At 61.3% G+C, this 20,010-nt stretch carries 19 protein-coding genes; 13 read left to right on the top strand and 6 right to left on the bottom strand.

The window, feature by feature from the left end; all coding sequences use genetic code 11:
* Positions 1-213: 213 nt before the first annotated feature.
* The gene (locus tag V3W40_RS32600) at positions 214-1,224 is read right to left on the bottom strand and encodes an aldo/keto reductase (RefSeq protein ID WP_065927494.1); all 1,011 of its coding nucleotides are present in this window, start codon (positions 1,222-1,224) and stop codon (positions 214-216) included.
* Between the two features lie 81 nt (positions 1,225-1,305).
* On the bottom strand, positions 1,306-2,208 hold the full coding sequence (locus V3W40_RS32595) for a LysR family transcriptional regulator (RefSeq protein WP_065927495.1): 903 nt from the start codon (positions 2,206-2,208) through the stop codon (positions 1,306-1,308).
* A gap of 101 nt (positions 2,209-2,309) precedes the next feature.
* On the opposite strand from V3W40_RS32595, the gene V3W40_RS32590 reads away from it, so the two are divergent.
* Positions 2,310-3,014 (top strand): SDR family oxidoreductase, encoded by a 705-nt coding sequence (locus V3W40_RS32590; protein WP_330216390.1) that lies wholly within the window; start codon positions 2,310-2,312, stop codon positions 3,012-3,014.
* A gap of 64 nt (positions 3,015-3,078) precedes the next feature.
* Here V3W40_RS32590 and V3W40_RS32585 read toward each other — a convergent pair whose 3' ends face one another.
* The gene (locus tag V3W40_RS32585) at positions 3,079-4,389 is read right to left on the bottom strand and encodes an MFS transporter (protein WP_330216389.1); all 1,311 of its coding nucleotides are present in this window, start codon (positions 4,387-4,389) and stop codon (positions 3,079-3,081) included.
* A gap of 173 nt (positions 4,390-4,562) precedes the next feature.
* Here V3W40_RS32585 and V3W40_RS32580 point away from each other — a divergent pair, with 173 nt between their 5' ends.
* The 6 genes from V3W40_RS32580 (at position 4,563) to V3W40_RS32555 (ending at position 10,696) form a co-directional block, all read left to right on the top strand.
* Complete coding sequence (locus V3W40_RS32580) at positions 4,563-5,669, top strand: sugar diacid recognition domain-containing protein (RefSeq protein WP_092484407.1); 1,107 nt, start codon at positions 4,563-4,565, stop codon at positions 5,667-5,669.
* 91 nt (positions 5,670-5,760) lie between these two features.
* Complete coding sequence (locus V3W40_RS32575; RefSeq protein ID WP_330216388.1) at positions 5,761-6,900, top strand: glycerate kinase; 1,140 nt, start codon at positions 5,761-5,763, stop codon at positions 6,898-6,900.
* A 102-nt stretch (positions 6,901-7,002) separates the two neighbouring features.
* Positions 7,003-8,277, top strand: a complete 1,275-nt coding sequence (locus tag V3W40_RS32570) for an AAA family ATPase (protein ID WP_330216387.1) — start codon at positions 7,003-7,005, stop codon at positions 8,275-8,277.
* Positions 8,274-8,993, top strand: coding sequence for a hypothetical protein (locus tag V3W40_RS32565; RefSeq protein ID WP_065927501.1), 720 nt, complete (start codon positions 8,274-8,276; stop codon positions 8,991-8,993). The genes V3W40_RS32570 and V3W40_RS32565 overlap by 4 nt, the downstream gene beginning before the upstream one ends.
* 64 nt (positions 8,994-9,057) lie before the next feature.
* Entirely contained in the window at positions 9,058-10,122 is a 1,065-nt protein-coding gene (locus V3W40_RS32560; protein ID WP_330216386.1) for a DUF1176 domain-containing protein, read from the top strand.
* Between the two features lie 61 nt (positions 10,123-10,183).
* Complete coding sequence (locus V3W40_RS32555) at positions 10,184-10,696, top strand: GNAT family N-acetyltransferase (RefSeq protein WP_065927503.1); 513 nt, start codon at positions 10,184-10,186, stop codon at positions 10,694-10,696.
* Here V3W40_RS32555 and V3W40_RS32550 read toward each other — a convergent pair.
* Positions 10,693-11,385, bottom strand: coding sequence for an aspartate/glutamate racemase family protein (locus V3W40_RS32550; protein WP_065927504.1), 693 nt, complete (start codon positions 11,383-11,385; stop codon positions 10,693-10,695). The genes V3W40_RS32555 and V3W40_RS32550 overlap by 4 nt on opposite strands.
* Before the next feature lie 387 nt (positions 11,386-11,772).
* Here V3W40_RS32550 and V3W40_RS32545 point away from each other — a divergent pair, with 387 nt between their 5' ends.
* The 6 genes from V3W40_RS32545 to V3W40_RS32520 all read left to right on the top strand — a co-directional run bounded on the left by V3W40_RS32545 (position 11,773) and on the right by V3W40_RS32520 (position 17,351).
* A complete protein-coding gene (locus V3W40_RS32545; RefSeq protein WP_330216385.1) occupies positions 11,773-13,998 on the top strand; it encodes a cytochrome P450 in 2,226 nt (741 codons plus the stop codon).
* Complete coding sequence (locus V3W40_RS32540; protein ID WP_330216384.1) at positions 13,995-14,798, top strand: class I SAM-dependent methyltransferase; 804 nt, start codon at positions 13,995-13,997, stop codon at positions 14,796-14,798. The genes V3W40_RS32545 and V3W40_RS32540 overlap by 4 nt, the downstream gene beginning before the upstream one ends.
* 71 nt (positions 14,799-14,869) lie before the next feature.
* Positions 14,870-15,448, top strand: a complete 579-nt coding sequence (gene idi / locus V3W40_RS32535; RefSeq protein ID WP_330216383.1) for an isopentenyl-diphosphate Delta-isomerase — start codon at positions 14,870-14,872, stop codon at positions 15,446-15,448.
* A 103-nt stretch (positions 15,449-15,551) separates the two neighbouring features.
* Entirely contained in the window at positions 15,552-15,893 is a 342-nt protein-coding gene (locus tag V3W40_RS32530) for a hypothetical protein (RefSeq protein ID WP_330216382.1), read from the top strand.
* A 158-nt stretch (positions 15,894-16,051) separates the two neighbouring features.
* Positions 16,052-16,546 (top strand): hypothetical protein, encoded by a 495-nt coding sequence (locus V3W40_RS32525; protein WP_330216381.1) that lies wholly within the window; start codon positions 16,052-16,054, stop codon positions 16,544-16,546.
* Positions 16,547-16,679: 133 nt separating this feature from the next.
* On the top strand, positions 16,680-17,351 hold the full coding sequence (locus V3W40_RS32520) for a DUF3313 domain-containing protein (RefSeq protein WP_330216380.1): 672 nt from the start codon (positions 16,680-16,682) through the stop codon (positions 17,349-17,351).
* A 3-nt stretch (positions 17,352-17,354) separates the two neighbouring features.
* Here the strand turns inward: V3W40_RS32520 and V3W40_RS32515 are convergent, their stop codons facing one another.
* Together V3W40_RS32515 and V3W40_RS32510 are read right to left on the bottom strand one after the other, a co-directional pair.
* Positions 17,355-18,338 carry a DUF3829 domain-containing protein gene (locus tag V3W40_RS32515; protein WP_065946976.1) on the bottom strand — a complete coding sequence of 328 codons (984 nt, stop codon included), beginning with the start codon at positions 18,336-18,338 and terminating at the stop codon, positions 17,355-17,357.
* A complete protein-coding gene (locus V3W40_RS32510) occupies positions 18,335-19,882 on the bottom strand; it encodes a J domain-containing protein (RefSeq protein WP_330216379.1) in 1,548 nt (515 codons plus the stop codon). Before V3W40_RS32510 ends, V3W40_RS32515 begins: the two co-directional genes overlap by 4 nt.
* Positions 19,883-20,010 lie beyond the last annotated feature (128 nt).

The raw sequence follows: 20,010 nt of genomic DNA, 5'->3' as shown, positions 1-20,010 counted from the left end.
TGGTGGTGGTGGTGGTGGTGGTGGTGGTGGTGGTAGTGGTAGTAGTGGTGAGCGGGCTTGCCCCGCGCTGGGCTGCGAAGCAGCCCCAATAACTGGCGACGAGGTTTTCCTGGAAAAACGCGACGGCTTTAAAGGGCTGCTGCGCAGCCCAGCGCGGGGCAAGCCCGCTCACCACAGTAAGGCCGCTCCGCAACCCTTACTTGGTCAAACAGGCTATGCGCGCGCCACTCGGCCCGAGACAAAATGGCCCACATCGTTGAACCCCGGCGTAGAGGAATGCCCCGGCGTTACCAACGAATCAATGAACGCTTCATCCTCAGCCGTGATCTTCACGTCCAGCGCGCCGGTGTAGGCATCCCACTGCGCCTCGGTGCGCGGCCCCACGATCGCCGAGCTAACCGCCGCGTTGTTCAGCACCCAGGCGATGGCAAACTCGACAATGCCCACGCCACGGCCCTGGGTGTATTGCTGGATCTGCTGGGCGATGCGCAACGACTCCACGCGCCATTCGGTTTCCAGGATGCGCTTGTCCTGGCGTGCCGCACGGCTGCCGGCTTCGGGTGTCACGTCCGGTGCGTACTTGCCGCTGAGCACGCCGCGCGCCAGTGGGCTGTAAGGCACGACGCCCAGGCCGTACGCGGCAGCGGCGGTGATCTGTTCGACTTCAGCCTGGCGGTTGACGATGTTGTACAACGGCTGGCTGATCACCGGTTTGTCCACGCCCAGGCGTTCGGCGACGCGGATCACCTCGGCAATCCGCCAGCCGCGATAGTTGGACAGGCCCCAGTAGCGGATCTTGCCCTGGCGAATCAGGTCGCCGATGGCCGATACCGTCACCTCCAGCGGGGTGTCGTGATCTTCGCGGTGCAGGTAGTAGATGTCGAGGTAGTCGGTATCGAGACGGGTGAGGCTGGCTTCCAGCGCGTTGAAGATGCGCTTGCGGCTCAGGCCACTGCGGTTGGGCAGGCCCTCGGTGGGGCCAATGGCGACTTTCGACGCCACCACCCAATCCTGACGATGGCGAGCGATGGCCTCGCCGACGATTTCCTCGGAGCGCCCGCCGGTGTAGACATCCGCCGTGTCGATAAAATTGATGCCCTGGTCCCAGGCCTTGTCGATGATGCGCAGCGAGTCCTCGGTGTGGGTCTGTTCGCCAAACATCATGGTGCCCAGGGTCAAGGCGCTGACCTTCAAACCGGACTGGCCCAATGTGCGGTAAATCATGCAAAGCTCCTTGCAGCTGTGAGACGTGACCTATGCAATACCAGAGTCGCAGGCTCTGGAACAAGCCCTGCGGGCGTTTCTTCATGCACTCAGCAAGGCCTGGCAACGCCCTTGCAGAAATCGGTGCAGCACTTTCACCCGCTCCGACACTTGCAGGCGGTGCGGGCACATCAGGTTGAACGGGGTGGGTTCGCCCTGCCAGTCCGGCAGCAGTTGCACCAGCCGTCCGGCCTTGAGGTCCCGGGCGATGTCGAGATTGGCTTTGTAGGCAATCCCGTGGCCAGCCAGCGCCCAGCGCCGCACAATTTCACCGTCATCGCTCAGGTAGTCGCCCGTCACTTCGACTTCCTGCAACCTAGTGCCCTGGCGAAAGTACCAGGTGCTGTTGGCCCGGCCCTGGCGCATGTACCGCAGCGTATTGTGCTGCGCCAACTCCGCCGGGGTGCGCGGCGTGCCGTGGCGCGCCAGGTAGTCGGGGCTGGCGCAGGGCAGGCGTTGGTGATCGGGCACCACCGGCAGCGCCACCAGGCTGGAGTCCCGTGGGACGCCGAAGCGCAGGGCGATGTCGACGGTGTCGCGGAACAGGTCGGCATTGCTGTCGTTGAGCAGTAGTTGCAGGCGGATGTGCGGGTGTTCCAGCTTGAACTCATCCAGCCAGCCCAGCACCACATTACGGCCGAAATCCGAGGGCGCGGCCAACTGCAACAAGCCGGTCAGGCCCTGGCTCTGCTGCTTGAGCGCTTGCTCGCCTTCGGCCAAGGCGGCCAGGGCCTCGCGCACGCTGTCGAGGTAGCGCCGGCCTTCTTCGGTCAGGCGCATGCTGCGGGTGGAGCGTGCCAGCAGGCGGGTACCCAAGCGGGTTTCCAGGCGCTTGAGGGCAATGCTGGCCGCTGCGGGGGTCAGGCCGAGCCCGCGTGCGGCGGCAGACAGGCTGCCGGTGTCGGCGGTGCGTGCGAACACTTCGAGGTCGAGGATTGAGCTCATTTGTAAAAATCCCTTAAAGATCCTGTCGTTTTACCGGGATTTTTCATTGATTGCCAAGCTGGGAAGATGAACGCTCACTTTCTGACCCAGGACACTTCCCCATGAATTCCTCACTCAACGGCAAAACGGTCATCGTCATCGGCGGCAGCAGCGGCATCGGTGCAGCCGTGGCCAAGGCCGCAGCCGCACGCGGTGCTCAGGTGGTGCTGGCGGGGCGGCGCCTATCGTCGGGCCGCGATAACGGCCTGCGCAGCGAATCAGTGGACGTCACCGACGCCGCGTCCCTGCAACGGTTGTTCGAAACCGTCGGGCGGTTTGACCATCTGGTGTACACCTCCGGCCCCGCGGTGCGCGCCAAGGCCTTGGCCGAAACCGACCTGGGCGAGGCCCAGGACAACTTCAACGTGAAACTCTGGGGCGCCTTGCGGGCGATCCAGCACGCGCTGCCTTTCCTCGATGAGCACGGCAGCATCAGCCTGACCTCCGGGCAACTGGGGCGCAAATTGGCACCGGGGCAGTTCATCAAAGTCGGTATCAACGCCGCCACTGAAGCCCTGGGCAAGCAGTTGGCCAAGGAGCTGGCGCCGCGTCGGGTCAACGTGGTGAGTCCCGGCGTGATTGATACCCCGGCGTATGCGGGGTTGGCCGAGGACCAGCGCCTGGCGATGTTTGCCAAGGCAGGTGGCGCGCTGCCGGTGGGGCGCGTGGGGCAGGCCGAGGAAGTGGCGGCGGGGTATGTGCTGGCCATGGAAAATGGCTACATGACCGGCGCTGTCATTGATATCGACGGCGGCGGCCTGCTGTAAACGCAGGCTAAATGTGGGAGGGGGCAAGTCGAATCGTCGCACCGCCCCTCCCACATGGACCGCGTTATACCTTCAAGGTCCGCGTCATCCGCAACGCCAGCACACTGCCCGCCACAATCACCGCCGCCAGCAGGTACAACGCCACATCCGTGGACCCGGTGGCATCCTTCACAAAACCGACGATATACGGGCTGAGGAAACCGGCCATCTGGCCCATGGAGTTGATCAGCGCCAGGCCGCCAGCGGCTGCGCCTGCGCTGAGCATGGCGGTCGGCACCGGCCAGAACATCGGCAGGCCGGTGAGGGCGCCCATGGTGGCGATGGTCAGGCCGAGGATAGCGATGGCCGGGGTGGTGGCGAAGTTCACCGCGATCACCAGGCCGATGGCGCCCATCAGCATCGGCACCACCAAGTGCCAGCGACGCTCCTTGCGCAAGTCCGCCGAGCGGCCCACCAGCAACATGAACACCGCTGCCAGCAGATACGGAATCGCACTGAGCCAGCCGATCACCAGATTATCGCTGAAACCGAGGTTCTTGATGATCGACGGCAGCCAGAAGTTGATGGCGTATACGCCACTCTGGATGCAGAAGTAGATCAGGCCGAACGCCCAGATCGCCGGGTTCTTGAACACTGCGGCGAGTGAATCGGTGGTGGTTTTCGGCTTGTTGGCCAGGTCGGTGGCCTGGTCGGCTTCCAGCACGGCGCGCTCGTGGGGCTTGAGCCACTTGGCATTGGCAAAGCTGTCGCTGAGCAGGAAGTAGGCGAGGGCGCCGAGGATCACGGTTGGGATGCCTTGCAGCAGGAACATCCACTGCCAGCCCGCCAGGCCGCCCTGGCCGGCGGCGAAGTGGTTGAGGATCCAGCCGGAAAACGGGCTGCCAAGCAAACCGGACACCGGGATCGCCGACATGAACAGCGCCATGATCCGCCCACGGCGGAACGTTGGGAACCACTGCGAGAGGTACAGCACCACACCGGGGAAGAAGCCGGCTTCAGCTGCACCGGTAAACAGGCGCAAGGTATAGAAATGCGTCGGCGTGGTGACGAACAGCAGGCAGGTGGACAGCGTGCCCCAGACGATCATCATCAAGGCAATCCAGCGCCGTGGACCGAACCTGGTCAGCGCCAGGTTGCTCGGCACGCCGCACAGCACGTAGCCGATAAAGAAGATCCCGGCACCCAGGCCGTATACGGTTTCGCTGAATTTCAGCGCATCGAGCATCTGCAACTTGGCAAAGCCAACGTTGACCCGGTCGAGGTAGTTGAACAGATAGCAGATGAAAATGAAGGGGATCAGGCGCAGGGTAATGCGCTTGTAGATGGCGTTTTTATCGTCATCGGTGGCCAGTGTGACAGCGGCGCTCTGTGACATGGGAATCTCTCTTTATTATGATTTTTTGCGATGCGAGGGTAACGTTGATCGCCCAACGAGTCTCGGCCACGTGGCGGGGTGCTGTCTTTGTGCTTGCGCACAGTGATGCATGCTTTGCGCTGTGCCGATGAACAACCACGCTTTCAAGGACTTTCTTTCAAGGAGATGGCCGCATGTTCGAGCTGGATCATGACCTGGCGCAGGATATCGTCAATCGCACCATGGCGATCCTGCCCTATAACGTCAACGTCATGGACAGCCAGGGCCTGATCCTCGGCAGCGGCGAACCCGAGCGCATCAACACCCGCCACGAAGGCGCACAATTGGTGCTGGCCAACGGCCGCGTGGTCGAGATCGACGGGCAGACCGCCAAGCACCTCAAGGGCGTGCAGCCGGGCATCAACCTGCCGCTGATGCACGATCAGCGCTTGATCGGCGTGCTGGGCATCACCGGCGAGCCCGAGCTGTTGCGCACCTATGCCGAATTGGTGCGCATGACCGCCGAAATGCTCGTCAGCCATCGTCATCAGCAAGCCGAGCAGCAATGGCGACGCCAGCGTTGCGATGATCTGTTGGCGTTGCTCCTCGCCGACAGCGGCGACTCACCACGCCTGGTCGACGAAGCCCAGCAATTGGGCCTCAAGCCGCAGCTGGCACGCACGCCGTACCTGTTCGAACTGGGGGCGGGCCAATCGGCGGAGGCCTTGAACACCTGGCTGACCTCGCGCTATCCGGACAGTTGGTGCGTGAGCTCGGCGCAGTTCTCGCTGCTGTGGTGCCGACCGGCGGCGCAGCAGGTGGACAATCCACGGTTGCTGGAAAAGCTCCAGGGCCTGGGCTGGAACATCCTGCGGGTGGCCGTCGGCGGGCAGGCGGATGGCCTGGCCGGATTGCGCCGTTGCTATCGTCGCGTCGGCGATTTGCTGGCTTACGGTCGCGATGTACTGCCGCACTCGCGGCTGTTGACCCTCAACCGCTACCGCCTGCCCGTGATGCTCTGGCGTCATCGCAACGACGATGCCCTCGACGAACTGCTCAACCCCTTGCGCAAGGTGCTGGGCAAGGACAGCAACGGCCAACTCCTGGCCACGCTGCGCAGTTGGTGCGAACACGACGGGCAAAGCCAGGCCTGTGCCGACGCCCTCGGCATTCACCGCAACAGCCTGCGTTATCGTATGGAGCGCATCGCCGAACTCAGCGGCGTCGACCCGCTGACCCTGGATGGCATGTTGGCGCTGTACCTCGGCGTGCAGCTATTGCCCCAGGCTTTGTCGGAATGAACAACAAACCTTCCCCGTACTTGTGCATCGGACCGGCGTCAGCGGCGGTGCCAACTGGCAGCATGGGCGTGATAAAAACCGGAGAAAGCCCATGAAAATCATCATCGCCCCCGACTCGTTCAAGGACAGCCTGAGTGCCGAGGGCGTCGCCCAGGCCATTGCCGCAGGGTTGGCGCAAGTCTGGCCGGACGCACAGCTGATCCAGTGCCCGATGGCGGACGGTGGTGAAGGCACGGTGGACGCGGTGCTCGCCGCCTGTAACGGCCAATTGCGCCGCCAGGCGGTACGTGGCCCGCTGGGCGGTACGGTTGAAGCACGTTGGGGCTGGTTGGCCGACAGCCACACCGCGATCATCGAAATGGCCGAAGCCAGCGGCCTGCAATTGGTAGCGCCAGGCCAGCGCGATGCGTGCACCAGCAGCACCTACGGCACCGGCGAGCTGATTCGCGCGGCCCTGGACCTGGGTGCCCGGCGCATCATTCTGGCGATTGGCGGCAGCGCCACCAACGACGGCGGCGCGGGGGCGATGCAAGCCCTGGGCGTGCAACTGTTCGACGCTGCGGAACAGGCCTTGCCGCCCGGAGGCCTGGCCTTGTCACGGCTGGCGCATATCAACCTGGAAAAACTCGACCCGCGCCTGGCCCAGGTACGCTTTGAAATCGCCGCCGATGTGAACAACCCACTGTGCGGCCCCCACGGCGCCTCGGCGATTTTCGGCCCGCAAAAAGGCGCCAGCCCCGGGCAGGTGCAACAACTGGACGCCGCCCTCGGCCACTTCGCCGATCACTGCGCCAAGGTCCTGCCCAAGGACGTGCGCGACGAGCCCGGCAGCGGCGCCGCCGGCGGCCTGGGGTTTGCCGCCAAGGCGTTCCTCGGCGCGCAGTTCCGCGCGGGCGTGGAAGTCGTTGCCGAACTGGTGGGCCTTGACGAAGCCGTACGCGGCGCCGACCTGGTCATCACCGGCGAAGGCCGCTTCGACGCCCAGACCCTGCGCGGCAAAACCCCCTTCGGCGTGGCCCGCATCGCCCGGCAACACGGCGTACCGGTGATTGTCATCGCCGGCACCCTGGGCGACGGCTACGAGCAGATGTACGACCATGGCGTGGCAGCGGCGTTTGCCTTGCCGAGCGGCCCGATAAGCCTGGAGCAGGCCTGCAGTGAGGCACCGCGTTTGCTACGCGAGCGCGCGGCGGATATTGCGCGGGTGTGGCGTGTGGCTGCGCGGGGCTGAGAGAGGCAGCCCTCGGCGCCGTGACACAGCTGTCGATAATTACTATGATCCGTGCATTCTTTTAAGACTGGCTGACCTGGCCGGACACGTTGGAAGCCGATCATGCAGATCAAGCGTTTTACTCTCGTCAATTTTCGCGGCATCGAGCACATGGAGCTCGACTTCGAGGGTAAGAAGACTGTCGCTTTGGTGGGCGTCAATGGGGTGGGCAAGTCTTCGATTCTGGATGCGTTGGCGATTACGCTTTCGAATTTGACGGCGCGGATTGTTAATCAGGCTTCGAAGTCCAGAGCAATATCAAAAGATGACATCAAGACTGGCGCTGAATACACACGACTGAAGGTTGTCGTCGGGTTCCAAGATGAGCACGATGTCGATTGGGCAATAGCACTTAACCGAAAATCAGGAAAACACCCCAAGGAACGTAGTAGTGATTTGGCTTTGGTGAAAGAGACGGCTGCGTCTTTTGAAATCAATGCCCTTCACTACGAGCTCATTGGTGACAAGCCTATTCAGTTGCCTCTTGCAGTTTATTACGACGTTCATCGGGCTGTTTTAGATGTTCCGTTACGTGTTCGTGAGCGTTTGGTGAACACAATCGATGAAGGTTACGACGACGCACTTGGTCATGGCGGCGCTGACTTTAAAAGATTTTTCATCTGGTTTCGCAACCAGGAAGATCTCGAAAATGAAATTAGTCGAGACCTTCCAGGATTCCGTGACCATGAGCTTTCAGCAGTTCGGCGAGCAATTGAAATATTCACAGGATTCAAGGACATTCGAGTACGTCGCAAGCCAACACTTAGGATGACCGTTCTCAAAGGTAACCTCGAATTCAACGTCCTGCAGCTTTCGGATGGAGAGAAATGCTTGTTGGCAATGGTTGGCGATTTGGCTCGAAGACTTACATTGTTAAATCGCGAAGTGCCTGACCCATTGGAGGGCAAAGGTGTCGTCCTTATTGACGAGTTGGATCTTCACCTTCATCCAGGTTGGCAACGCACCGTTGTCGCAAAGTTGGAACGAACATTTCCCAACTGCCAATTCATCATTACCACCCACTCCCCGCAAATATTGGGTGAACTTCCTGCTGGGGCGGTGATGCTGCTCAAGGAAGGCAAGTATATCGGTCATCCGGAGCGCTCACTGGGCCTTCGAAGTGGTGAGGTCATAGAGGAACTGATGGGGGAATTGGCCCAAAACCAAAACGTCAGCCAGCAACTCAGAACAATCTACCGTGACCTCGACGACGACAATCTTGAATCCGCCCAGGCTAAACTCGCGAAACTGCGCGAACAGGTCGGCAAAATCCCTGATGTCCTTGAAGCCCAAGCCAGTATTGACTCTCTGAGGTCGCTAGAAGAGGGCGGTGCGTGAGGTCTATCAAAAAAGGCGCCGAGCCACGGGCGCTGATTGAATGGAAAAGAGAAAACCGCAATACGCCGCATAACCTTTACTACGGCAAGGGAAGCAGCTTTCCGAGCGAGCCCGTTCGCCAGGCGCTCTTGAAGGAGCAGTTCCATTTATGCGCGTACACCTTGCGGCGGTTGCCCACTGCGACCGAATGCCAAACAAAGGGACAGGGCACACAATTCAGCTGCCACATTGAGCATGTCCTTGCACAAACGCATCACGAGGCTGACAGCATCGCCTACGACAATTTGGTGGCGTGTTATCCCTCCAGCCAAACCAAGATGGCTTGTGGTTATGGTGCCGTGGAAAAAGCTGACTACGACGTGGCCCGAAAGCCCTTCGTTTCTCCGCTGTCAGCCAATGTCGAGCGCCAGTTTCGATATTCCAGTGATGGCTACGTAGAAGGTCTGACGCCTGACGCTGTTGCCACCGTCGAGGTCCTTAAGCTCAATCACCCGACGCTGGTAAACGATAGGGCCGCCGTTGTCAGAGGCCGATTGCGACCACGTGGTACTCCGATCACTGCCGCTGCTGCCCGGCGCCTGGCAGACGAAGTCAACTCACCCGATGCCCAGCATTGCCTCCCCGAATACTGCCAGGCACTCAAGCAACAGGCCGAACGTCACGCACAGCGTCTCGAAAAGTACGCAGCCCGTGTTCGTGGCCAAGCCAGGCCCTGAGTACTACCGTCTTAAACAGTGAACATGGGACAATCCGCGTCATTTTTCGACACGGAGAGTCCCCATGCTGCGCCCCGTACTCCTGGCCCTGCTGCTGACCGGCAGCGCCACCCAGGCCTTCGCTCAACCGCCCGCTGAAACCGTACCGCTGCTACGGGAAATCAAGAACTGGGTCACCGGGTGCGACAACCTGCGCAATTGCCACGCCCTCAGCGCGCCCAGTGGCGTCGATGAAGAAGACTACAGCTCCCTGACCTTACATATCTGGCATCAGGCCGGTCCCGAAGGGTATCTGCGCTTGCGCTTCGACCACCGCGGCGAAGCGCTGGACCTGTCGACCTTGCTGTTGGACGGTCAGCCGCTGGGCCTGGAGCTGACCCAGGATCTGCATGTGGAACTGGACGATCAGGGCGGCGATCCCGAGGTGCAGTCTTACGGCGTGATCGAGGACGCTGCGGCGCGGCGCTGGTTGCAGCGTTTGCGCAATGGCCAGCGCCTGCAATTGCCGGGCGACGAACAGGCCCATGTGTCGCTGAGCGGCCTGAGCGCTTCGCTGCTGTTGATGGATGCGGTGCAGGGGCGGGTGGATAACGTGACGGCCCTGGCACGCCCCGGAAAAGCGCCGGCCCGTGAGGTGCCGCCACGTTTGCCGACACCGGTGTTGCGCAAGTTCCCTGCGCCGCCGGCGTTGACCGCGCAGGAACAGGCCGGCCTGGTGGCCGCTGCAGTGCAGGCCGTGACGCCGGAGGAGGGTGAGCCCGAGGCAAAGGCCGGGGCGCTGACGGCGCAACAGGCGATGACGGTGGTGCGTTACGACTGCGCGGCCTACAACTGTGAGTTCGACGTGACCAGCCGCCAGCGTCAGGCGCCCTATGCGCAAACGCCGCTCGCGCTTGAGCCCTTGCCGTTGGACGGCGCCGCGCTGCAAGGCTCGGTGGGCTATGACGAAGCCACCGGCACCTTGAGTTATTTCTACAAGCAGCGCGGCATCGGTGACTGTGGCGGCGGTGGTGTCTGGGTGTTTGACGGCAAGGCGTTCCAGCTCAGTGAGTTTCATAGCATGCCGCGCTGCACCGGTGTCGGTTACGGCGACTGGCCGTCGTTATGGACGACCGTGCCGGCGCCCTAGCCAGGGAGCAGGCACGGCCTCTACACTGGTCGGCCACGTGTCTTTCAAAGGATGAAACACCATGCACGCACCTGAACCCCATATCGTGATCCAGCGCTTTACCGAGGCCCACCTTGACGGTGTGGCGGCGCTCTATAACGAACCGGCCGTGTGCCGGCAGGTGCTGCAGATGCCGTTCCAGTCGGTGGATGTCTGGCGCAAACGCCTGGTCACCGACAACGAGCGGCGCCTGCAACTGGTGGCGGTGCACGGCGGCGAGGTGATCGGCCAACTGGGCCTGGAACAGTACCTGCGCGTGCGCCAGGCCCATGTCGGTTCGTTCGGCATGGGCGTGGCGACGGCCTGGCAGGGCAAGGGCGTAGGCTCGCGGCTGTTGACGGCCGCGCTGGACGTGGCCGACAACTGGATGAACCTGCACCGGGTGGAACTCACGGTGTACGCCGACAACGAAGCCGCGCACCACCTGTACCGCAAGTTCGGCTTCGAGGTCGAAGGGCGCTTGCGTGACTACGCCCTGCGCGATGGGGTGTTTGTCGACACCCTGAGCATGGCGCGCCTGCGCCAGTCGGCTTAACCCTCCAGCGCAAACGCCACCGCAGCCTGCGCATGCAGCTCGGTGGTGTCCAGCAGCGGCAGGTCGCTGTGTTCGGGCTTGACCAACAGGCTGATTTCCGTGCAACCGAGGATGACCGCCTGGGCACCCCGTGCGGCCAGGGACTCGATGACCCGCAGGTAGACCTGGCGTGACGCATCGCTGATCACGCCGACGCACAACTCCTCATAGATGATCCGGTGCACGGCGCGGCGCTCCTCCGCGTCCGGCACCAGCACGGTGAGGCCCTGGGCGGCCAGGCGTGACGTGAGAAAATCCTGCTCCATGGTGAACGCGGTGCCGAGCAAGCCGACGGTCAGGGTGCCGGCTGCCACCGCCGCCGCAGCGGCCGCATCGGCGATATGCAGGAAGGGAATCGACACCGCCGCCTCGATACGCGGCGCCACCAAGTGCATGGTGTTGGTACACAACACCACGCATTCGGCGCCGCCGGCCTGCAAACGGCGCGCGGCGTCTTCCAGGATCAGCGCGGTGTCATCCCAACGCCCGGCGTGCTGGGCCTGTTCCACCGGGCCGAAGTCCACGCTGTACATCAACACCTGGGCCGAGCGCAGCGGGCCGAGCTGGTCGCGCACGCGCTGGTTGATGATGCGGTAGTACTCGGCGCTGGACTCCCAGCTCATGCCGCCGATAAGGCCGATGGTGCGCATGCGATGCTCCTGACAGGGAAAGTCGCTTCACCTTACCCATCAGCCGCTGAATAGTCATACGCAGTTGCCCGCCAATTCACCAGAGCAGTTCAAACAACGGTGATTACCTATCACTGCCACGTGCTGGGCTGACTCGTCCATACCTGTAAGAAATGACAGTATATTTTGATTCAATGCCCGTATCTAATCAGAACGGATGACGGATCAAACCCCACTATCCGAGGCTTTTTCTGGGGCAACTTCAGGAAAACTCCCAATCCTGGCATGTGAACTTCGAACAAAATAAGGCTTGCTGGAAAAAGCGCTACCTGTGATTCCACTGGCTAGGCGGCTTGGCGATAACCGCCAAACATCTCTTATACGAAGTTTATTCAAGAGGAGTCCCTCATGGCATCGCAACCCCGCGAAGGCGATCCCGGCACCGGCCAAAGCGATCATTTACCGCCGACACCGCTCATGATTCCCGAGATCCAGCTTCCTTTCGCCGGTCCGCCACCGCGTTCCGACAGTGAGCGGTTGCGCACCCAGGCTCTGGCTTGGGCGCAGCGGTACGGCTTGATCGGCCGCCGCGGTGCACATCGGTTGAGCACCACTGCGTTACTCGAATTGGGAATGGCGTTGTGCGGGAGTGCACCCTCGCAAGAAGCCGAGATTCTGGTGTGCTGGTATCTGTGGGCGCTCACTCTCGATGACCGAATCGATGATGGCCCCTGGGCGGAAAACGGTGCATTAGATCGTTTCATCACCGCAGTGCAGGCTTTGACCGAAAGCGGCAATGCTGATCCATCAGGTGAAACCAGCCGATTTGATGACCCGATGCTCGCTGTTCTGGTTGATGATCTGTGGCCTCGGACCAAGTGCTGGGGGGACGACCGCTGGCGGCAGAGGCTAGTACGACATTTGATCCAACATCTGCGTGCGCAGGCGACGCTGGTACGAGGGCGGGAAACCGACACAGCATTCACGTTGGCCGAGTACCTGCCTTTGCGCCGGGACTCTTTCGGTGCGTTGTTTTTCTTTGATCTCATCGATGCTGCCGAAACGCTCGACCCGTACGAGGATCCAGCGCACACCGAATGGTGGAATACGCTGCGTGAGCACGCTGCCGATATCATCGCCTGGACGAACGACATCCATTCGATTGCCAAGGATGTTGTGTGCGGTGAGCGCTGCAACCTAGTGTCGATACTGGCGGCTACCACTGGCACAGACTGGCCTGCCGCGATTGAATCCGCCCATCAGAGGGTGAACACGGCGGTTGCGCAGTTCACTGCGGTCGCCGCCCAGCATGCAAATCTCCCGCGGTCTGCCGCGACCGACCCGGACCGGCTGCGTCGGGTTGTCCGGGCGGCGGGCGACTGGCACCGGAGCGTTTCTCGCTATCACCTGCAAAGTGCCGACGCTTCGGCGCAGGACAACCGGAAAGTGGATCTGAAACTGACCCCGCCGACCCTTAAATCCCGGCAGTTCGAAATCGACCCGTACCCATTGTATGAGCGTTTACGCACCACTCTACCGATCGTCTACGACGAGCCCACCGATGTGTGGCTGGTCAGTCGGCATGTGGATGTCAAAGCCGCGCTGACCCATCCTGGGGCCAGCAACAACAACTACAGTTGGCAGATTGGGCCGCTGCTGGGACACACCATCGTCACTATGGACGGGTGTGAACATGCTCAGCACCGAGCGTTGCTTAGCCCTTCGTTCCGCAGCAAGGCTCTCGCGGCGCTTGAAGCCTCCATTACTTCGGTGACCACAAACCTCCTGGCGCAAATGCACGGTCGACCTCAGGTGGACCTTATTGCCGATTTCACCGCCGCACTGCCAGTGCGGGTGATGGCTCGTGCGCTGGGTCTGCCGGCTGAAACCCGCGAGGAGGTGGAGCAGCTAAAGCGTTGGTGTGCCATCGGTTTCGCTTACATGGGCAACTATCGACAGGACCCCGCACTGTTGACCGGCGGGTTATCCAACCGAGACAGTTTCTACGACTTCATCCAGCCGCACATCGACGCCCGCCGTGCAGAACCCTCAGACGATTTGATCTCGCAACTCCTGGCTGCGCAGATTGATGGTCAGCCGTTGTCCGAGACGTTCGTCCGGTCTTACTGCGCAATCCTGATGACGGCGGGTAGCGAGACCAGTCACGGTGCGCTGGCGAATCTCATCGTCAACCTGTTGGACGAGCCTGGCGTCAAAGAGGCGGTGATCGCTAATCCAGACCTGATGGATAATGCGCTCACCGAAACCCTGCGACGCAACCCCCCTTTGCAACTCGTACTCCGGGAGGCCCGTGAGGCGCTGCAACTGCCCTCGGGAACGATTCCTGCGGGCGCGACCCTGGCTTGTCTTATCGGTTCGGCCAACCGTGATCCGGATCAATTCACCGACCCGGACACCTTCAATATGTCGCGCACCGAACAGGCGAGCAGTCATTTCGCCTTCGGCGCGGGTCGTCACTTCTGCCTGGGATCGATGCTGGCGCGGATGGAGATCACGATCAGCGCCCGCATGCTGCTACAGGCCTTTCCTAACGTGCGCTGGGCTCCAGGGTTCAAGCCTGCCGAACGTGGATTCCTCAATCGCTGCCCTGATCAACTGGAGGTCGTACTTTGACCACTATCGATTCCGCCGAGGAACCGCGCTACACCAGCAGTTATCTTGCTGATCAGCACGCCGGCCAATTGGCACGGCTACGTACCCTGGAACGTGCGTTTGACCCGTTGAGCCAAGCGGTTTTTGATCAACTGGATCTTCCGCGCAAGCCTGCCATCCTCGATCTCGGCGCCGGCGCCGGCGCTGGATCGCTCGCCGGCTGGCTGAGCAAGCGATATCCCGATGCGACGGTCACCGCCACTGATATCGACACCCGATTCCTTACCGGTATCCCGGGCATTAGGGTGATCACCCATAATGCGGCGACCGAGAGTTTTCCTGCCGCCTCCTTTGACGTGGTGCATGCTCGGGCGCTTCTGTGTCACCTCAGCGAACGCGAAGACATATTGACACGAGCCGCCACATGGGTCCGCCCGGGTGGTTGGCTGGTGATCGAGGACGTGAGTCTGCAACCGAGCTTGAGAACGGCGAACCCGGTGTTCCGAAAAGTAGCCCAGGCCGGAGTCACCCTCCTGGAGCGGACCATTGGTTCCGACATGCTCTGGGCCGATACGCTCCCGGGTCAATTACGTGATCGGGGACTTTCCAACGTTGGGCATCGCACCCTCGAAGGCCGAATCGGTGACAACAGCCCCGCCGATACCTTCTGGGCTGCAACCACCGCACAGGCTGGGCCGGCGCTGGTGAAACTTGAGTTACTCACTCAAGACGACCTCGAGGCCATGGCCAGCCTGCGTGCCGATCCAGGATTCATCCACGCAGCCTTGACGTTCGTCAGCGCCTGGGGACAAGTCCCCTGACTTGGGTAAAACCCGCACACTGAAAACAGTGCGGGGGAGGGAGCGCGTAATGACACCGAGGGGAATACAAAATGACCGGTAAGGTCGTGTTAGTTGACGCACACGATGTACAGATCGGTGTTTGTGACAAACGCATCGCACACTTGGGAACGGGAACGCTTCATCGCGCATTTTCAGTGCATCTGATCGACAGTCACGGGCGTCACCTGCTGCAGCGCCGTGCAGCAGGTAAAATGCTCTGGCCAGGTTTCTGGTCGAATGCATGCTGCAGTCATCCGGCACCTGGAGAGGCTATTCTGGATGCTGCGTCTCGTCGTCTGCGTGAAGAACTGGGCATTTCTGCCTCCTGCCGTTTTTTATATAGTTTTGAGTACCATGCGCACTTTGGCTCAATCGGTGCGGAACACGAATTTTGTCATGTATTGGTTGCGCAATCTGACGCTGGGGTCTGCCCGGCAGCTGAAGAAGTCAGCGAGATCAAGTGGTGGACGCGAGCCGAAATATCAGCGCAACTTTCAGAGTCGCAAGGGCAATTCACGCCTTGGTTTCGAATGGAGTGGCATCGTCTTTTATCGGAACACCCTTCGTTCGATACACCGGCATTGCAGATCTGCCCGGAGGAGAATACGACACCGTCAGGACACGTATAAACCTGTTACTTCTGACAGTAGACGGCAAGTAATTTGGCCTTGTTAATAGAGGCCAGGCCTGCGCCTTGGAGGCTTGGTCCATTAACATGATGAGGATTGCCTAATGCCAAATGTATACAAGTTTATTAGCTTCGATGGACTGCCTGCTGCGGTGATTACCGATACCGGGAAAGAGCTCATAGTCACCGCGCCGGCGATTCGTGGACTAGAAAAGGGACAGGAAGTGGTGTTCTTCTTTCGCACGCATCTGGGGCATGGCATTGCCATCTACCTGACCCTGGAAGAAGGCAGCTTGAAGCAACCCATGGAAGTCGTGGTTGATAAGAGCAAACTTCCCAAATCGAGGGAACTGCATATCGACTACGGCGCCTACGTTAGTCAGCACGCGGTTCACCGTTCGGCCGTGGCGTATTACCCACCCCATGAAACCGCAGCCCAGGGCTAGCACGTCAACCGCACCATCCATTGCCGTCACGTTGAGGCCGGGAGTTCATCCAGCTGTAAACGACGACCCGTGCCTCAGGCTGGTGTTTAGTCATACGCCGAGCGGCCGCTTCTGCCATGATCGGGCTTTGTTACGTGGCACACCCAAGGAAATCTGCAATGGACGATGTACAGCAACTGGGCGAGATGCTTCGTCATTACGCCGATAGCGAAGCGCACAAGAAGCAGCAGTTCGATGTGCAGTCGGCGCGCTGGAAGCAGAAGCTCGAGGAGCTGTTCGGGCAGATCGAGCAATGGCTGGAGCCGGTCAAGACTGTCGGCCTGCTGGAGGTGCACCGTGAAGCCTATGTCGCCAGCGGGCCGGGCGTACCGGTGGAGACCTCGACCTTCAAGACCGAAAAGCTGCTGGTGCAGATCACCGGTAAGACCGTGGAGTTCGTGCCTGAAGTCATGGGCGTGGGCGGTTTGATCTCGGTGTCGGTGATGGGCTTGACCGCTGCCCGCCACGGCAGTGTGTCACTGGTGCTGCCGGCCGACAAAAACGACTGGTTGTGGAAGAAAACTAATGGCCTCAAAGACCCGGACACCTTTGGCTTCGACGCCAATTTCCTGGCCTCGCAGTTGCAGAGCCTGATTCCGCGCGAACGCGCCTGAGGGACTTCCGCTTCGCGCAACGTCGATGGGGACGCCGGTGTGTCGAACACTGGGTGGAAATACGTATTTTTTGCCCAGGATTGGCTATACCTACAGCTCCATGTTTCGATGATGATCGCCAGGGAGCTCAATGATGAAACTAAGGCTAATGATCAGTACGCTGTGCGTGGCTTCACTTGCAATGACCGGCTGCGCCAGCAAGGTCACCCAACCGGACGAGTACTCAGGCTTTCTGTCCGACTACAGCCAACTCAAGGAAGCCAAGTCGCCTTCGGGGGTCGAGGTGATGCGCTGGGTAGACCCCCAACTCGACCTGAGCCGCTATACCGCGGTGTATATCGAACCGACGCAGTTCTACCCCAAGCCCCAGGCCACCACGAAAATCCCCGACAGCACCCTCAATGGCATCAACACCTACTTCAACCAGGCGCTCAAGCGTGAGCTGGGCAAATCACTGCCCCTGGCCAACGGGCCCGGCCCCGGTGTGATGGTGGTACGTGCGGCGATCACCGCCGTCAGCAGCAAGACCGAAGGCCTCAAACCCTATGAATTCGTGCCCGTGGCCCTGGTGGCGGCAGCGGTGAGTACCGGTACCGGCATCCGAGACCAGGAAACCACCCTGGGTACCGAGGCGCAGTTCCTCGATGGTGCCAGTGGCAAGGTGCTCGCCCAAGTGGTGCGCAAGGGCACGGGCAAGCCGCTGTCCAACGACTCGCAGGTGATGAAGGCCGATGACGTGAAAGGCGTGATCGATGGCTGGGCGTCGGACCTGCATCAGTCGTATGTGAAGCTGAAAAAACACTAGGGACTAGAACGCATTCCTGGCGGGTTTGTTGTAGTAGCTGAGCAGGGCGTCGTAGCGACGGGTGATGAGGTAGTAGTCATCGCTCAGTTGCTGTGGTGGGGCGTGTTCCCGCCAGTCCTGATGCAGGGTGCGCAACGCCTGGAGGTACGCGTCGGCTGACGCGCGGGTGGCGTACCAGAGGTGAGTGGCTTCATCCTCCCGTTTGCTGCGCGGCATTTTCACCAGGAAGTCCTTGCTGGCATCGCTGGCCTGTTGCAGCGTCTCGGTCAAGCTGAGCAGTTGCTGAGGCGTCAGGCTGGCGTCGCGTACACCCTGGTCAATCTGGTTCATCGCCTGGCGGGCGGCGATCATATGGTTGAGCAGGTGCCAATGCAGGTCCCGGCCGAAGCGCGATTCGAGTCGCTCCAGCTGTGCCGGGCGCAAACGGAGGTCTTCGTCCTGCAAATGGTTGCGTAATTCGGCGGATGCCCGCAGGTATTCTTCGCCCCGCTGGGCCAGTTGCTCCTCCAGACTCTTGTTCATGGCCTGTGCCACAAACTGGCGTATGTTCGACGGCATACCTTCGGTTTGTATCGGGTCAACCATGTCTGCCAGCGAGGTGAATTTATTCAGCTTGTCGGCATACACCGTGGCGAGAGTACCGAGGTGGCTTCCGGGCTGCTGGCGCTCCAGTTTGAGTGTGTACAACTGCGAACAGACCGCCGCTTGGATAAGGCGCGGTTCAGGCTCATCACGGTCGCCAAATTTATCCTGGGTGGGTGCTTCGGGCTGTGTCGAACGCATACGGTAGTACGCCAGGCGCGTATCGCGATCAATGCGGTTCACGCAGTCAATGATCGGGGCCAGTGCGCTGGCCGTTGCGGTGGAAGGGCTGTCCCGTTGGTCGAGCCATAATTGCACGCGTTGCAGGGGTTTGGTGGCGCCGGCCACACCGAGCAATCCCAGGCCCAATACCAGGCTGATGGGTAACAACCATTTCGGATTCATTGCGCGGCCTCCTGGCCATACCACTGTGCCTGGGTGGCGGGCGCCTGACAGTCGGGGGCGGTGCGAGGCATGCGGCTGCACAGGCGTTCGGGCCACTGTTGCAGGCCCTGGTTACGGGTCACGTGTTGCTGGTTGTCGAGCACCTTCAAGCCGGCGTACAGCACAATCCCACTGGTGACCAACAGCACCATGCCCAGGGCCGTCCAGCGCGGGTGGCGGGCGGTCCAGGGGGTGTGGCTGTTCATGAAGGGTCGCTTGATGACGCCGATAACCGCCAGGGTCGCGACCAGCGCCAGGCTGGCAAACGGGCCGAAGGCGTAACCCAGCGCTGCGGCAAGGACCAGCCCTGGCAGCAGGTCCCGTATCGGCAACAACGGCAGGTGAGTAGGGCTGAGCCAGCGCGGCAGGTGCTCACTGAGTCGTTCATCGAGCACGCGGTACTGATGAGCCAGCGGGCGCCAGACCTGCCAAGCCAATCCGGCGCCTATCACGGCGCCCAACGCCCACAGCAGGCCGTAGCCCAAGGTCGGCAGCACATTGCCGGCCAGGGGCTCGGCATTCACCAGCACGCCCACCAGGCAGCTCAATACCAGTGCGACAATCCAGGGCCAGGTGTCCATGGTCGTGTCCCAGCCTTGCCAGAAATACACGGTACCGCCGGGCATCGCTTCGGCTTCGGCCACATGGTCGGCGTAGATATCTGCGCTGAGTGCCTGGCAGGCTTTCCAGTCATGATCATCGAAGCGTTGGGCGAAGGCACGGCGCTGACCCAGGCTCATCGGTGCCAATAGCAGCCGGGCGGCACGTTGTTGCGGGCTGTTGGGCGCTTCGGCTGCCAGTGCCCGTTGGCGTGCCATGAAGACCGGGCCTTGCTGGCGTTGCAACAGCCGCGCCCAATCCCCCGCCGGGCAGTCGTGACCGGCGCCGCCATGCCAGTGCTGGCCGGCGCACACCGCGTCGAACACTGCGCTCGACCAGTAGTGACTCTGTGCAAGCAGGCGGGCCAGCCATTGGTTGAACCACTCGGCATGGGGATGATTGTTCACCCAGGGATGTTCGGAACGTGCGGCATAGGCAGCCAGGAAAGCGGCCTCGTCCTTTTGCTCAAGGGCCTGGCGAAAGGGTTGCTGCAACGCGCTGCGGTGCTTGCGCTCGAGTCTTTCGATCAGCTCGCCGGGCAACTCCAGGCGCTGCCAGGCCGTCAGCCAGTTGAAGGTTTCAAAGGCCCAGCGGGTGTCTTCGGGGTTGAGATGCCCCTCGATGTCGCGTAACAACAGCTGGATTTCAAAGTGCAGCGCATTGCCATGGGCCATGGCTGCCTGGTAGTGGTCGGCAAGGCCGTCGCCCAGGATGTCGATGACCACTTCGTCAGCTTCCTGCTGCCCCTGGCTCCACTCCAGCGCGGCCTCATAGGCTTCGCGCAGGCGCTGGAAACCCTCGGGGTCATCATCCGGCCGGGTTTTCTTCAGCAGGGCGGCGTATTGGCGCTTGATCGCGCGGCTATCGGCATCCGGGGCCAGGCCGAGGACATTCCAGCAAGTCATGTGCAGTGCAACTCCATAGACAATCGCGCGCACGTTACCCGTTTTACAGGTTGATAAACCAGCGGTAGTAGGGGGTAGGGCTCGTGGTAGGACTGGCCCGGTCCAGCCTTGCGGCGACCGGGCACGCG

Source organism: Pseudomonas sp. AM8 (assembly GCF_036346475.1).
GTDB lineage: Bacteria > Pseudomonadota > Gammaproteobacteria > Pseudomonadales > Pseudomonadaceae > Aquipseudomonas > Aquipseudomonas marginalis.
Note: the sequence above shows the minus strand (reverse complement) of the source record. Positions and strands in the feature narration are given on the sequence as shown.

Excerpts from the sequence above, each read along its gene's own strand:
- V3W40_RS32590 (WP_330216390.1), top strand. The coding sequence starts at position 2,310 with ATGAATTCCTCACTCAACGGCAAAACGGTCATCGTCATCGGCGGCAGC.
- V3W40_RS32580 (WP_092484407.1), top strand. The coding sequence starts at position 4,563 with ATGTTCGAGCTGGATCATGACCTGGCGCAGGATATCGTCAATCGCACC.
- V3W40_RS32575 (WP_330216388.1), top strand. The coding sequence starts at position 5,761 with ATGAAAATCATCATCGCCCCCGACTCGTTCAAGGACAGCCTGAGTGCC.
- V3W40_RS32585 (WP_330216389.1), bottom strand. The coding sequence starts at position 4,389 with ATGTCACAGAGCGCCGCTGTCACACTGGCCACCGATGACGATAAAAAC.
- V3W40_RS32600 (WP_065927494.1), bottom strand. The coding sequence starts at position 1,224 with ATGATTTACCGCACATTGGGCCAGTCCGGTTTGAAGGTCAGCGCCTTG.
- V3W40_RS32515 (WP_065946976.1), bottom strand. The coding sequence starts at position 18,338 with ATGAATCCGAAATGGTTGTTACCCATCAGCCTGGTATTGGGCCTGGGA.
- V3W40_RS32555 (WP_065927503.1), top strand. The coding sequence starts at position 10,184 with ATGCACGCACCTGAACCCCATATCGTGATCCAGCGCTTTACCGAGGCC.
- V3W40_RS32550 (WP_065927504.1), bottom strand. The coding sequence starts at position 11,385 with ATGCGCACCATCGGCCTTATCGGCGGCATGAGCTGGGAGTCCAGCGCC.
- V3W40_RS32530 (WP_330216382.1), top strand. The coding sequence starts at position 15,552 with ATGCCAAATGTATACAAGTTTATTAGCTTCGATGGACTGCCTGCTGCG.
- V3W40_RS32560 (WP_330216386.1), top strand. The coding sequence starts at position 9,058 with ATGCTGCGCCCCGTACTCCTGGCCCTGCTGCTGACCGGCAGCGCCACC.
- V3W40_RS32520 (WP_330216380.1), top strand. The coding sequence starts at position 16,680 with ATGAAACTAAGGCTAATGATCAGTACGCTGTGCGTGGCTTCACTTGCA.
- V3W40_RS32545 (WP_330216385.1), top strand. The coding sequence starts at position 11,773 with ATGGCATCGCAACCCCGCGAAGGCGATCCCGGCACCGGCCAAAGCGAT.
- idi (WP_330216383.1), top strand. The coding sequence starts at position 14,870 with ATGACCGGTAAGGTCGTGTTAGTTGACGCACACGATGTACAGATCGGT.
- V3W40_RS32595 (WP_065927495.1), bottom strand. The coding sequence starts at position 2,208 with ATGAGCTCAATCCTCGACCTCGAAGTGTTCGCACGCACCGCCGACACC.
- V3W40_RS32510 (WP_330216379.1), bottom strand. The coding sequence starts at position 19,882 with ATGACTTGCTGGAATGTCCTCGGCCTGGCCCCGGATGCCGATAGCCGC.
- V3W40_RS32525 (WP_330216381.1), top strand. The coding sequence starts at position 16,052 with ATGGACGATGTACAGCAACTGGGCGAGATGCTTCGTCATTACGCCGAT.
- V3W40_RS32570 (WP_330216387.1), top strand. The coding sequence starts at position 7,003 with ATGCAGATCAAGCGTTTTACTCTCGTCAATTTTCGCGGCATCGAGCAC.